The 13922-nt window shown below is 34.3% G+C and carries 16 protein-coding genes and 1 tRNA gene; 5 read left to right on the plus strand and 12 right to left on the minus strand.

Going from position 1 to position 13922, the window contains the following annotated elements:
* Positions 1 to 10 precede the first annotated feature (10 nt).
* Both serS and CCZ01_RS03955 read right to left on the minus strand, forming a co-directional pair.
* Positions 11 to 1288 carry a serine--tRNA ligase gene (gene serS, locus CCZ01_RS03950; protein WP_112051931.1) on the minus strand — a complete coding sequence of 426 codons (1278 nt, stop codon included), beginning with the start codon at positions 1286 to 1288 and terminating at the stop codon, positions 11 to 13.
* Positions 1289 to 1370: 82 nt separating this feature from the next.
* Entirely contained in the window at positions 1371 to 1622 is a 252-nt protein-coding gene (locus tag CCZ01_RS03955) for a hypothetical protein (protein ID WP_112051932.1), read from the minus strand.
* Between the two features lie 191 nt (positions 1623 to 1813).
* On the opposite strand from CCZ01_RS03955, the gene CCZ01_RS03960 reads away from it, so the two are divergent.
* On the plus strand, positions 1814 to 3547 hold the full coding sequence (locus tag CCZ01_RS03960; RefSeq protein WP_112051933.1) for a methyl-accepting chemotaxis protein: 1734 nt from the start codon (positions 1814 to 1816) through the stop codon (positions 3545 to 3547).
* Positions 3544 to 4614, plus strand: a complete 1071-nt coding sequence (locus tag CCZ01_RS03965) for an acyltransferase family protein (protein ID WP_181566301.1) — start codon at positions 3544 to 3546, stop codon at positions 4612 to 4614. Before CCZ01_RS03960 ends, CCZ01_RS03965 begins: the two co-directional genes overlap by 4 nt.
* 128 nt (positions 4615 to 4742) lie before the next feature.
* Here the strand turns inward: CCZ01_RS03965 and CCZ01_RS03970 are convergent.
* The 4 genes from CCZ01_RS03970 to CCZ01_RS03985 form a co-directional block, all read right to left on the minus strand.
* Positions 4743 to 4819, minus strand: a tRNA-Arg gene (locus CCZ01_RS03970).
* 43 nt (positions 4820 to 4862) lie between these two features.
* Entirely contained in the window at positions 4863 to 5153 is a 291-nt protein-coding gene (locus tag CCZ01_RS03975) for an HU family DNA-binding protein (protein ID WP_112051935.1), read from the minus strand.
* Positions 5154 to 5310: 157 nt separating this feature from the next.
* Positions 5311 to 5661 carry a chaperone NapD gene (locus CCZ01_RS03980; RefSeq protein ID WP_112051936.1) on the minus strand — a complete coding sequence of 117 codons (351 nt, stop codon included), beginning with the start codon at positions 5659 to 5661 and terminating at the stop codon, positions 5311 to 5313.
* A complete protein-coding gene (locus CCZ01_RS03985) occupies positions 5658 to 6644 on the minus strand; it encodes a WD40 repeat domain-containing protein (protein WP_112051937.1) in 987 nt (328 codons plus the stop codon). Before CCZ01_RS03985 ends, CCZ01_RS03980 begins: the two co-directional genes overlap by 4 nt.
* 186 nt (positions 6645 to 6830) lie before the next feature.
* Between CCZ01_RS03985 and ychF the strand changes: the two genes are divergently transcribed.
* Genes ychF through CCZ01_RS04000 form a run of 3 tightly spaced genes read left to right on the plus strand, consistent with a single transcriptional unit; the run spans position 6831 to position 9505 of the window.
* Positions 6831 to 7931 (plus strand): redox-regulated ATPase YchF, encoded by a 1101-nt coding sequence (gene ychF / locus CCZ01_RS03990; RefSeq protein WP_112051938.1) that lies wholly within the window; start codon positions 6831 to 6833, stop codon positions 7929 to 7931.
* Positions 7924 to 8790, plus strand: a complete 867-nt coding sequence (locus CCZ01_RS03995; RefSeq protein WP_112051939.1) for a radical SAM/SPASM domain-containing protein — start codon at positions 7924 to 7926, stop codon at positions 8788 to 8790. The genes ychF and CCZ01_RS03995 overlap by 8 nt, the downstream gene beginning before the upstream one ends.
* Before the next feature lie 25 nt (positions 8791 to 8815).
* On the plus strand, positions 8816 to 9505 hold the full coding sequence (locus CCZ01_RS04000) for a uroporphyrinogen-III synthase (protein ID WP_112051940.1): 690 nt from the start codon (positions 8816 to 8818) through the stop codon (positions 9503 to 9505).
* Positions 9506 to 9936: 431 nt separating this feature from the next.
* Here CCZ01_RS04000 and CCZ01_RS04005 read toward each other — a convergent pair whose 3' ends face one another.
* The 6 genes from CCZ01_RS04005 to CCZ01_RS04030 form a co-directional block, all read right to left on the minus strand.
* Positions 9937 to 10584, minus strand: a complete 648-nt coding sequence (locus tag CCZ01_RS04005; RefSeq protein WP_112051941.1) for a toxin-antitoxin system YwqK family antitoxin — start codon at positions 10582 to 10584, stop codon at positions 9937 to 9939.
* 120 nt (positions 10585 to 10704) lie between these two features.
* On the minus strand, positions 10705 to 11376 hold the full coding sequence (locus CCZ01_RS04010) for a toxin-antitoxin system YwqK family antitoxin (RefSeq protein WP_112051942.1): 672 nt from the start codon (positions 11374 to 11376) through the stop codon (positions 10705 to 10707).
* Positions 11377 to 11385: 9 nt separating this feature from the next.
* The gene (locus tag CCZ01_RS04015; protein ID WP_112051943.1) at positions 11386 to 12105 is read right to left on the minus strand and encodes a toxin-antitoxin system YwqK family antitoxin; all 720 of its coding nucleotides are present in this window, start codon (positions 12103 to 12105) and stop codon (positions 11386 to 11388) included.
* A gap of 84 nt (positions 12106 to 12189) precedes the next feature.
* Positions 12190 to 12504: a hypothetical protein gene (locus CCZ01_RS04020; RefSeq protein WP_112051944.1), complete on the minus strand. Its 315-nt coding sequence runs from the start codon at positions 12502 to 12504 to the stop codon at positions 12190 to 12192.
* Positions 12505 to 12567: 63 nt separating this feature from the next.
* Positions 12568 to 13350, minus strand: a complete 783-nt coding sequence (locus CCZ01_RS04025; RefSeq protein ID WP_112051945.1) for a toxin-antitoxin system YwqK family antitoxin — start codon at positions 13348 to 13350, stop codon at positions 12568 to 12570.
* 78 nt (positions 13351 to 13428) lie between these two features.
* The coding region (locus tag CCZ01_RS04030) for a toxin-antitoxin system YwqK family antitoxin (RefSeq protein ID WP_146745215.1) at positions 13429 to 13922 on the minus strand (494 nt) is incomplete at its 5' end.

Genomic DNA, 13922 nt, shown 5'->3' on the forward strand with positions numbered 1-13922 from the left:
TCCTTTTATCTTATAAATATCGTTCGAGGGCTTTTGGAATATTGATTGTCCCATCTTCTTGTTGATGATTCTCCATTAATGCAACAAGAGTTCTGCCGACTGCTAATGCAGAACCATTTAGTGTGTGCACAAGCATATTTTTTTTATTTTCTTTGTAGCGAATTTTTGCTCTTCTTGCCTGAAAATCACGTGTGTTAGAAACAGAACTAATTTCTCGATAACAATTTTGTCCAGGTAACCAAACCTCAATGTCTACTGTATTGCTTGCACTAAAACCTAAATCACCACTGCAAAGTTGCATAAAGCGATGAGGTAATTCCAAATCTTTTAGAATGTGGCTTGCAGCTTGAAGCATATCTTGTTGCATTTCTTCACTTTGTTCTGGTGTAGTAATGGCAACTAGTTCCACTTTATCAAACTGATGCTGTCTAATTATTCCTCTTGTGTCTCTCCCAGCACTCCCTGCTTCTTTGCGAAAGCAAGGCGTATGTGCTGTTAGACGAATAGGGAGTTCCTCTTTTGGAATGATTGTATCATTATAGAGGTTGGTTAGGGTGATTTCAGAGGTAGAAATTAGATATAAATCATTAGAAAAAGTTGCATTCACATCTTCTTCTAGGGGTGAGGTAATTTTAAACATATCTTCTTCAAATTTTGGTAGTTGCCCCGTTCCAAATAGCATTTCTGCATTCACAATCACGGGTGTTGCAACCATCTCAAATCCAGCCTTTTGATTGTAATCCAACATCATATTGATTAAGGCACGATTGATTTTTGCACCCATTTTTCTTAGTACAGAAAAACGACTTTTAGCCAACTTTACCCCTGCTTCAAAGTCAATCCAGCCATTTTTCGTAGCTAATTCCCAATGTTCCTTAGGTGTAAAATTGAATATTCTTGGTGTAAGGATTTTTTTTATCTCAACATTATCTGACTCATCTTTTCCAATAGGTGTGATTGAATCAGGTAAATTAGGAATAGAGTGGCTTAACTTGCTTAGTTGTTTTGTTAAGAAGTTTAGCTCTTCCTCTTTTTGAGAGATTTTTTGTTTATTTTCTTCAAGATCTTGTTTGAGTGAAGTGGTATCCTCACCTTTTTGTTTGTATTCTGCAAAGAGTTTGGAAGCACGATTTTGAAAAGCTTGATATTCCTCAAGTTCTTGTTTTAGTGCCTTATAGTCCGTGGAGACTTTGTAAAGTTGCTCTAGCGTGCTTACTGCGACACCACGAATCTGTAACTTTTCCTTGATTTCCTCAAAGTTTTGTAATAACAACTTATTATCTATCATAATTTTCCTCTTAAACCATAAAATACATTTTTAATATAATAACGCATTTAGGGTTAAAAGGAACATAATTGAAAACAGATTTTTAATACATGTCATAAGGTACAGAGGCATCTGGAAAATAGGGGTCATGAATCTGCCATAAGGGCGTTGTTCGCCGTGATTGTGCGTTGCTGAACTGACTTCCGTCTTGACAAAATGGATTACCCCACAAAAAGAAACAAGTCCCTGCAATACCAACTCCTGTCCCAATCAAAAATGCTTCTGGTCGCGGTCCCAAGCAACCGCTAATAGAAAGCCCCAATACAAAGAGAATGCCTAATCTCATCTTTTTCATTGTTTTGCTCCTGTTGTGAAAAATTCAGCTTTTGAGGTATTTAAGCATTTAGTGTTCCAAAAAATGAAGTATTAGAAGTGTGAATTTTTGTTACAAAAATAATCAGAGAATATTGATGTATTTTCTTATTTTTTATCATTGCTTTAAATTTGGTTATAATGCCTTAAATTTTTTCATTTAGGGAGTTTAAAATGAAGATATTTGGTAATATGAGATTGGAATTAAAGCTTGGAATTTTAGTTGCAGTTTTGCTTGCCATGACAATAATAGTTGTTGTCGGGATGGGGGTTATTCTTAACAATAAGGCACAACAAGATACAAGGCGAAATATTACACAACAAACTGAGTTGCACTTACGAGATGTTGTAGATTCAGCAGAAAAAATGATTGTTGCAGCTTTGGAGAATGAAAAAGGAACACAAGAAGAAAAGGTAGAAAAAATTAATAAGCTTTTACAGAATGTTATTTTTGGTGCAGATGAAAACTACTTATTTGTATACCACAAATATACACCTGTTGCTTATCCTTATTTTCGACAAAGCATTATCGGAGAGGATTTATATAATCATCAAGATTCAAATGGTTTATATTTAATTCGGGAATTATATAAGGCGGCTAAAAATGGCGGTGGTTTTGTGCATTATGAGTGGCCTAAAAAAGTTGGAAATACTTTTGTGGATACGCCAAAAATTTCGTATGTTAAAAATGTGAGTGGTTTAGAAGATGTTTGGATTGGAACAGGTGTATATGTCGACAAACTAGAACATATGATTGTAGAGGTAGATAATGCTTTTCAAGAATACCTGCAAGTTGCTGTGCTTTTAGCGATTATTTTTTATATTTTATTTGCTATACCAATTGTAATTTGGGTAGTTTATACTTTTGTTAAATCGCTTAAATCCTTAAATGTAGGCTTAGAGCAATTCTTTTCTTTTTTGCGACGAGAAATCCAAAGCGTTGAAGCAATTCCACTTTATTCACAAGATCGTTTGGGTCAAATGGCTCAATCAATTAATAAGAGCGTTGATGAAATACAGCAGAATTTACAACAAGATTGTGCAGTGATTGAGTCAGTAGCATCTGTACTTCGAGAAGTTGAATCAGGAAGTTTATGTATGCGTGTGGATAGTAAGGCACACAATGAACAGATTAATGAATTAATTGCATTGTTTAATTCTATGTTATCAACATTGCAAAGCTATCTTGGTTGTGATATGAATCGCATTGCAGCAACTATTAAGGAATACAATCAATTTAATTTTTGTGCTTCAATAGAGAATGCAGAAGGTGCGTTTGAATTGAGCATTAATCACCTTGGAACGGAAATGAGTCAAATGCTTAAAAGGTCTTATAATTTTGCCAAGCAACTTGAGAGTGATTCAGATACTTTAAGCAAAAGCGTAACAACATTGAATGAGGGTGCTATTTTGCAATTTCAGTCTTTACAGGAAAGTGTAACAATTTTGCAACAAATGGATGAGTCTATGCATGGGGTTAGCAATCAATCCTCAGAGGTTATTTCGCAAATGGAAAATATTCGCGGTATTGTAAGTGTTATACATGATATCGCTAATCAAACAAATCTGCTTGCCTTGAATGCGGCGATTGAAGCTGCAAGGGCAGGGGAGCACGGTCGTGGTTTTGCCGTTGTAGCTGATGAGGTAAGAAGTCTTGCTGAACGAACTAATAAGAGCTTGAGTGAGATTGAATCAAATATTAGTACTCTTGTGCAGAGTGTAACAGAAGTGATTGAAGTCATTACACTTCAAGCAGATAGTATGGAAAAAATAAATACAGCGATGAATAATTTAGAATCCACGAATGAAGATAATGTTCAGACGGCACGTACAACCGAAGAAACAGCGAGTAGGGTGCTGAATCTTGCGAATGATATTTATGAAGATTTAATGAAGAAGAAATTTTGAAATCTAGCGATCATTTCATTGTTTTAGATTCATTTAGAGGTATTGCTGCTTTATGTGTTGTTCTCTTTCATATTCATTTTAATGCGACAATGTCTGAATGGAAGTTTTTTGAACATTCTTTTTATTTTGTTGACTTTTTCTTCATTCTTAGCGGATTTGTTATTACTTATGCTTATGATAGAGAAAATTTTTCTTTTAAAAATTTTCTCTATAGACGTAGTTTAAGAATTTTGCCTTTGTATTTATTTATGTTTGTTCTGTTTTTGGCTTTTGAGTGTTCAAAAGCCATTGCCTATCAATATGGATTTATACAATCAGTTCCCTTTGTGGGTGCGAATGCAACCAGTGAAATTCTTCCCCATTTGTTTTTGTTGCAATCATGGTTAAGTTTTGCCAATCCACTTTCTTTTAATTCTGTTGCGTGGAGTTTAAGTGTAGAATATTATCTTTATATTTTTTTTGGAATTTCAATATTTTTATTTTTTAAGATACGTTTACTGATCTTTTCTGTGCTATTTTTAGTGAGTTCCTTAGAATTTACATTTTTAACAACAGCTGTCTTGGAGGGAATATATTATTTTTCAGCTGGTATCTTCTGTTGTTATTTGTATAGATTCTTATATTCAATACAAATTCAAAATATTTTTTCTTTTTGGGTGTATTCTTTGATGGAGAGCTTAATTTTGGTGATTGTATATTTTGTGATTGTTATGGATTATAGAGAATGGAGCGTGGTTGCATTCAGTTTTTTGATTCTTATTTTTGTATTTTCAAAGGGTATTTTTCATTATTTTTTTAAAAATAAATTATTTGTTTTTATTGGAAATATTTCATATTCTATCTATATGACACACACTTTGGTTTGGATGTGTATCGTGATTATTTGCGTTCGGGTTGCAAGATATTTTGGGGTAGAAATTTTACAGATTCAAGAGGATTATCAGATGATTGATACTGGGCTAGTTTGGTTGAATTGGGTGCTGGTGTTACTTAGTTTAGGAGCTATCATCATTTGCTCAAGTCTAACTTATCGCTATATTGAAAAATATTTTATGCAAATACGATAAGCCTATCCATCTTTATTGTGGTGAGTAGCTACCTGTAAGGCTTTGTTATATTTTGTGAACAAACGCACTGACCATTAACTATTTAATTGTTGAACTACTATCGTGTGGGCATAAACTAAGATATGAGTTGGTGTCCACGGCGGGATTCGAACCCACGACCTTTCGATTAGGAATCGAATGCTCTATCCAGCTGAGCTACGAAGACAGAAGATGCCCCCCAACATACAAAGGGGAGCTAATTTTTATGATTATTTTACTTTAATTGATTCCACGCTCTCCTTAAGATTCTTACCTGCTTTGAATTTAGGCACATACTTATCTTTTGTTTCATAAACCTTGTTACTACCTGGAACTTTTCCTTTTTTTCCTTTTTGAACAACGGATTCGAAAGTTCCAAAACCGACTAAAACAACAGATTCATTTTTCTTAAGTGCAGTCTCAACCGCTTGGACAAATGCAGTTACAGCTTTTTCAGCATCTTTTCTTGCATCAAAGCCACCTACATCTTTTACTAAGTCTACAAATTCAGCTTTATTCATAAGCTCCTCCGAGTAAATAATGTTGAACTCAGATTATAGCATAAAATCTGCTATTTTGGCTACTTTTTAAAACAAGACTACTCTTTTTGATTATTTTTGTAACATTTAAAATTAAATATCCCCTTATCAATTTAATTTTAAGCTTAAAATTCAAAGATTATTTCTTCAAAGCTTCTTCTAGTTGAATAGAAACGCTACCACCATAGCGAAGTTGTTCTGCTTTTTTAGTGTCATTTAGCGATTCATAAGCATAGCCTTCAATTTGATTCTTTTGTGTTTGAATTTCCTCTGAATAGCTATAAACCATTTCAGCACTGATTACCCCATTCAATGATTCAATGCACCGCAATGCCTTTACCTCATCGCTAACATTTTCACCCTGAATGGTTACAATCATTTTACCAGCTTCTTCTTGATGACACTCCACGCCCTGAATCTGTGCTAATTCCTGCCGTATATTTTGCTGACAGCCCTCTTTAAACCATACAATCACACTAGAAATATTCATTGTTTTACCCCCTTAAGATTCCAAACATATACACCCATTTCATCACCAGCACTCAAAAGATAGTTTTTGTTGATAAATAATAAAGTATTAGGAACGGTTTCCCCTCCTTCCAGTGTGGTTAAAATTGATAAATCGTTGGGGTTAAAAAGGGTGATGGTGTTTTCTTCATCAGCCATATATGCACCCATTTTTTGGTTTAACCCTACTGCATAAACTAAAAAATTCTGCTCCATTGTTTTGACTTGTAGAGTTTTTATGTCAATAACTCCTACTTTTCTATCCTGCCCAGCAGTGATAACTTTATCTCCAGCAAATTGGATTTGATAAATATTGTCCTTATGCACCTCTTCAAATTGATGTTTGATGGAAGCATGTTTAACATCTAAAATCTGAACAACACCGCTTTCATCGCTCAATGCAGCCTGTGTTCGATCCTCATTTAAGGAAAAATCTGAAAAGCGTGAACTTGAAAGATGAAATTTATATAAGAAATGGTTTTGGGGTAAGTGATACAGGCCAATTTCGTTACCTAATGTGGCAATAAGGATTAAATCAGAATTAATGAATCGTGCTTTTTTAATCGCTAAATCACCTTTAATTGCTAATTTGCTTAAGGTATTATTTTGAAAAAGCCAAATATTACGCCCACCATTGTCGCCCTCAACAACCATCAGCACTGTGTCATTGAATGCATCAATCTCAAAAATCTTAGGTGCTAAAAGTTCTCCCATGAAATTGGTAATTTTCTCAAGAGTAATTTGCCTAATCGGTTGTTGTTTAGCAAAAGAAATAATATCTACAATACCATTATCATTTGCCACATACAATAGACCCTTATTTTGATTAAAAGCAATGGATTGCACAAGTCCGCTTGTTGGTAAAACTTTTTCTAAAGAGGAATCTTTAGTTTTTTTGGAAGACTCTGCATCTACAGCATACACCCCGACCACAGAAACAAAAAAGAGCAGTAAAAAACGCAACATTACATAGACCTTAAAAGAGAAAATTTATAGAGAAACTATCAAAGAGAACTGCAATTTTAGCATAAAATGTTGTTTACTTAATGAATGCCATGTTATTTTATTAGTCCCGAAAAATGAGGGAGAGTTTTGTTTTCTTAAGAGCATTTATGTTAGAATTGCCCTTTATTTTTATGTAAAGGAATTCATATGGGATTAAGTATTGGAATTGTTGGTTTGCCTAATGTAGGAAAATCGACAACCTTTAATGCCCTCACTAAAACTCAAAATGCAGAAGCAGCAAATTATCCTTTTTGTACAATTGAGCCAAATAAGGCTATTGTACCATTGCCTGATTCGCGTTTAAGCCATTTGGCTGATATTGTAAATCCTCAAAAAATCCAGCATTCAGTTGTTGAATTTGTAGATATTGCCGGACTTGTTAAAGGAGCGAGTAAAGGTGAAGGGCTTGGTAATCAATTTTTAGCTAACATTAAGGAAACAGAAGCAATCTTGCATATTGTTCGTTGTTTTGAAGATGAAAACATTACGCATGTTGAAGGTGGAATCCATCCTATTCGTGATATTGAAATTATAGAAACAGAATTATTGCTTAGTGATATGCAAACCTTAGAGAATCGTATCGAGCGACTTAAAAAATCTCTTAAATCAAGCAAGGAAGCAACTCTTGAATTAGAGTTTGCACAGAATTTACTTAATCATCTCAATGAGGGAAATAGTGTGAGTCTTTTTCGGCAAAAAGAACATGAAATATTTTTAAAATTAGATAAAGAATTGCGTTTTTTAACCAATAAAGAAGTCATTTATGTGGTAAATGTTGATGAATATGGCTTAGGGCAGGATAATGATTTCGTAAAAGAAGTAAGGGAATATGCAAAAACTTATGGACGAGAAGTATTGAAAATCTGTTCTAAAATTGAAGAAGAAATGGTTGCTTTAGATGAAGAGGAAAAAGCGGAATTCTTGGAGAGTTTGGGACTACAAGAATCTGGACTCGATGCCATTGTTCGCATAGGTTTTTCAAAATTAGGGCTTATTAGCTATTTTACTGCTGGAGTAAAAGAGGTACGTTCTTGGACGATTCAAAAAAATTGTAAAGCTCCCTCTGCCGCAGCCGTGATCCATAAGGATTTTGAGCGAGGTTTCATACGTGCTGAGGTTATCAGCTATGCAGATTTTATTCAGTATAGGGGCGAAAATGGTGCAAAGGAAGCAGGTGCATTAAGGATTGAGGGTAAGGATTATATCGTGCAAGATGGCGATGTAATACATTTTCGTTTTAATGTTTAAATTTCATCGTATTCATATTGAAATCACAAGGGAGTGTTTTTTACATTGTGATTTTTGCCCTCATCACACAAGATCAGGAAAGCAAAGTACAATGTCTTTAGAATTTTTTGAGAAAATTTGTGAAGAATCAAAGGAATTGAGTTCATTACTCTCTTTACATATTTTAGGCGACCCTTTTTGTGTTCCCCACTTAAGCGATTTTTTAGATATAGCAACTAAAAATGGATTGCAAGTTGAGTTAACGACAACAGGAGTAGTCTTTAAACAGCATCATTTGCAAATATTCTCACATTCTGCATTAAGACAACTCAATATTTCGCTAACGAGCCTATTTTCATCACCCTTACCCATTACTCTTGAATCTTATATGGAAAATATATGGTTTGTGTGTGAGGAACAACAAAAAAATGACTTTTTTTTAAATTTGCGTTTTTGGAATTTAAAAAGTAATAAACTGAAGATTTTACTTGATTTGCTGAAACCTTACTTTGGAGAGATTCAAATTCCGCTACTCACCCCTAATCAACGCCATCGTATTCGCCTTAAAAAACATTTGATTCTTGAATTAGATTCTTTATTCAAGTGGCCATCTTTACAGAATCCTATCTTACAGGAAAATGGCTATTGCTTGGGGTTGCAAAGCCATATTGGCATTTTAAATGATGGTTCTGTTGTACCTTGTTGCCTTGATTCAGAAGGTGTTTTGAATTTAGGTAATATCCAAACACATTCATTGAAAGATATTTTAAAATCACCCTACGCACAAGCAATTATCCGTGGTTTTAAACAAAAAAATCATTTAGAAGATCTTTGTAAACGTTGTGGTTTTATTCAAAAATTTTCGCGTAAATATCAATAACGAGAGAAAAGGGGGGCTACAGTTGATGATTTATGTTGTTGGAAATCAATCATTAGAAGGTGTTGTTAATTTGCCAATCATTCAAAGAGAATTTCTTACACCGAGCACATTAGTATGGAAAAATGCGTTGGGCTTAAAAGAGTCTGAAGAAATTCCTGCAGATAGATTAAAAAATACTTCATTGATTTTTACTTCAAAGCAAAGTGTTGAAGCCCTCAGGCGACTTCAAATTCCTATCCATAATGCTTTTAGTTATGTAATTGGCTCAAAGACAAAAGCGGCAGTTCTTTCTTATTGTGGGCAGGTTACTTATAGTTCACAAAGTGGTTATGGACATCGTTTTGTGGAAGAAATTAGGCATCGTCTTAATAAAGAATTTCCCATTATTTATTTTCGTCCACAAAAAAGTTTTACGCCCATAGCAAATCTTTTGCCCGAGTTGAATATTTGTGAAATCATTCTTTATAAAACTTTAAAAGTTCCACCCAAAGAGAAAATTTTACTTGATGAAAAAGCAATTATTTTATTTGGATCACCCTCTTGCTATGATGCCTTTAAATGTTTTTTTAGCTGGAAAAGTTCATACAGAGGTATTGCTATTGGAAAAAGTACATTTGATTATTTAGATAAAGAAGTGCAACAAAATAGCAAAATTGCTCCTCAAACAAGTTTTGAATCTATGCGAGAAGTTGCTATTCAATGGGAGAATTCATAGATTAAGCAACTATTAATCTTATCAATAATATTTTAGAATCTAAAAATCTATATGTTGCAAAATTAAATGGCTATGTTTTTTAGTTTTTTGTTTGTTATCTTTTATTGTTATGACTTAGATGCTATTTATAGTAAATTTTTTTATGATATTTTCTAGTGAAGTCGGTTTATAGCCCTTAGTCCAAATATACAGAAATTGTCAAGCAAGGTGTTTAGTAAATTATTTCACCAAAGTTAAGACAAAATATATTTGCAAAACCAACCCATACAATTTTTGAGCATCTATCTCCCTGCCATCGCTACATTATTCGCTATTGATAGCTTTACTATTTTCAAAAATAAAACTCAAACTTAACGAGCCATTCATTATCAATAAAACTTTCATCATACTATTTAATTTGCAGTATCTTTATCTAGCAATGCTACTTCGGCTTATTCACAGCCAAGCTTACTTATATTCCACCTATCAAACTCACTGAGTTTTTGAGATTCTATTGTCTTGCCATTACCACATTTACCACTGATAGCCTTACTATTCTCAAAAGTAATACTCAAACGCAATGAGCCATCTTTGTGATACCATTTCCACATACCATCTGCTTCGTGATTTTTATATGGAAATTCACCTTCAAGCCGTCCATTATCATAATACCATTTCACTACACCATCTAAGCTATCATTCTTATGTGGCATTTCTTCTCTAAGCCTCCCATTTTCGTGATATGTTTTAGCTACGCCGTGTATCTCGCCATCTTTATGTGGTATTTCTAGCTCTAGCTTCCCATTCTCATAATATTGCCTCTCGATACCATCAAATTTACCATTTTTGAATGGAATCTCATTGAGAATATTCCCATTTTTGCCATATATTTTCTTTGTGCCTTCCAACATACTATCTTTAAATGGTATTTCAATAGAAAGATTGCCATTTGTATAATATTCTCGTTCCGCACAGCCTTTGATTCTATCCTCATGAGTCTTGCACTCGGGAAGATTAGATTCTATGTTTGTAGAATCTGCAAAAGCCACCCCATTTAAGCCTATCATCGCATATAATGCTATAAATGCTAGTTTTTTCATATTTGCTTATCCTTTTATCATTCCATCAATTATCTGCATAGCATAGCTTACTGATTCTCCACATCTTTGAGTTCCTCATCAGTCAAATACTATTGCCTTGCCATCTTTGTATGGAGTTTCCTACTTAAGATTCCCATTTTCATCATACTCTTTCTTTATACCTTCTATCTTGCCATCTTTATATGGAGTTTCTCTCCAAAGATTCCCATTCTCATAATACCATTTCTCTACCCCATCTTTTTTGCCATCTTTGTATGGAATTTCCGCTCTGAGATTTCCATCTTCATTATATATTTTTGTTACTCCATCTCTTTTGCTATTTTTGTATGGGATTTCACCTTTAGGCTTTCCATTTGTATGATATGCTCTCTCTACCCCTTGTATCTTACCATTTTTAAATTCCACCTCATGGGCAAGATTCCCATTCTCATGGTATTCTTTTATCACTCCATTTTTAGGATTTCCTTGCATATCAAAGCATAGAGTTGCACTCACTGGGATAGAATCCACAAATTTAGTTTCACATAGAGTATTCCCATAATAATTCCTCATCACGCCATTCATTTCATTATTTTTCATTGGGATTTCTATTCGAAATTTCTCACTCTCATCACTACCTATCAATAGACAACCTTTTATCTTATCCTCTTTATTTTGACACTCTGGGAGATGACTATAATCCTCGCTTGATGGAGTAGGGATAGAATCTCCATGAGAATCCTCACCTATCCCGCAACCCACAAAATACACGCTTATCATCGCACACAATGCTATAAATGCTAGTTTTTTCATATTACTCCTTTAATTTAATTGCTTTTCGCAATAAAATTCAAGTGTGCGGGACCTTGTAAATTCCTCATGCTCACGCAATTTTTCAGAACCTATTGTTCTGCCATTGCCACATGTGCCACTGATAGCCTTATCATTCTCAAAAGTAATACTAAAACACAATGAGCCATTTTCACGATACCACTTCTCCACACCCTCTATCTTGTTGTTTTTGTATGGAGTTTCTCTCCAAAGATTCCCATTTTCATAATACCATTTCTCTATACCATTTTTCTCGTCATCTTTGTATGGAGCTTCTCTCCGAAGATTCTTATTTTTATTATATAATTTATACATACCCTCTCTCTTGTCATCTTTGTATGGAGCTTCCCTCAAAAGATTCCCATCTTTAAAATATAATTTCTCTATACCCTCTCTTTTGTCATCTTTGTATGGAATTTCTCTCCGAAGATTCCCTTGCGCATACTCTTTCTCTATACCATTTTTCTTGTCGTCTTTGTATGGAGTTTCCCACATAAGATTCCCATCTTTATAATAGTATTTCTTTATACCCTCTCTCTTGCCATCTTTGTATGGAGCTTCCCACTCAAGCTCCCCACTAGAATAATAGGTTCTCTCCATACAACCCTTTATCTTATCCTCTTCATTTTGACACTCTGGGAGATTTGCTCCACAACCCACAAAATACACGCTTATCGCTACAAATACCGCTATCAACACTAGCTTTTTCATCGTTTTCCTTTAAAGATGCGATTGTAGAAATAATATTATAGCATAAAGATTTTTGGGAGATTAAGATTCTATGCAGTCTTATCGTCATATTGAGGTGATAGCCGAAATCTCCACAGAATCCAAACAACCAAAACCCCAAACAATCTCATAAAATCTTAATCCGTCATACTCAAGGGGCTTGCCCGAAGTATCTATAGAATCTAACTTATCACACTCAGGGCGATAGCCGAAATATGCATAGCTTATAATCTTAAAAATAGCTTTAAATATTTTTAGATAAAGTAAATTCGCTTGTGGATACTTCAGCCAACGCTTAAATATGATGAAAGGAAATAGATTTGATATAATAGATTCTTGGATTGCCACGATTTCCACTGCATAAAAATCTCGCAATGACAAAACTAGCTTTGGATTTTGCTACGCACTCGTAACTACAAGCAGACGCCACGCTTCGCTATTGGCTTAATCACACCCAAGCACGCTTATATCCCAACCATTAAATTCACTTAGTTTTTGAGATTCTATCTCTTTGCCATTACCACATTTACCACTGATAGCCTTATCATTCTCAAAAGTAATAATAAAACGCAATGAGCCATTTTTGTGATACCATTTCGCTTCGCCTTCTCTTTGGCTATCTTGATATGGGACTTCCCAAATGGGTTTCCCATTTTTATGATAGCCTTTATTTATACCATTTATTTTGCCATTTTTATATGGTGTTTCAAAAGCGAGATTGCCATTGTCATAATAACCCTTCCTTGCACCCTCTCTTTTACCATTTTTATATATGACTTCATACTGAATATTTCCATTTGCATAATAAGACTTTGCCACTCCTTCTTTCCTGCCATCTTTAAAGGTGTATTCAAAGGCGAGATTGTCATCGTCATAATATTCTTTTATCGCTCCATTTTTGAGTTTGCCATCTTTATCAAAGCATATATCTGTGCTCATTGCGATGTTATCTACAAATTGAGTTTCACAAATAGTTTTATCAGCGAAATATTCTCTTGCCATACCATTTACTTTGCCATTTTTAAATGGCATTTCATTTCGAAACTTCCCACTCTCATCACTATCTATCAATAGACAACCTTTTATCTTATCCTCTTTATTTTGACACTCTGGGAGATGACTATAATCCTCGCTTGATGGAGTAGGGATAGAATCCTCATTTATCCCACAACCCACAAAATACACGCTTATCATCGCAAACAATGCTATAAATGCTAGTTTTTTCATATTTGCTTATCCTTTTATCATTCCATCAATTATCTGCATAGCACAGCTTACTGATTCTCCACATCTTTGAGTTCCTCATCAGTCAAATACTATTACCTCGCCATCTTTATATGGAGTTTCTCTCCAAAGTTTCCCATTTTCATAATACCATTTCTCTATACCATTTTTCTCGTCATCTTTATATGGAGCTTCTCTCCGAAGATTCCCATTTGCATAATACGATTTCTCTATACCATTTTTCTTGCCATCTTTGTATGGAGTTTCTTTCCAAAGTTTCCCATTTTCATCATACCATTTCTCTATACCCTCTATCTTGCCATCTTTGTATGGAGTTTCTTTCCAAAGTTTCCCATTTTCATAATACCATTTCTCTATACCATTTTTCTTGCCATCTTTGTATGGGGTTTTAGCTTTAAGCTTACCATTTGTATGATATGCCTTTTCTACCCCTTGTATCTTACCATTTTTAAATTCCACCTCATGGGCAAGATTCCCATTCTCATGGTATTCTTTTATCACTCCATTTTTAGGATTTCCTTGCATATCAAAGCATAGAGTTGCACTCACTGGGA

This window comes from Helicobacter monodelphidis (assembly GCF_003288845.1).
GTDB lineage: Bacteria > Campylobacterota > Campylobacteria > Campylobacterales > Helicobacteraceae > NHYN01.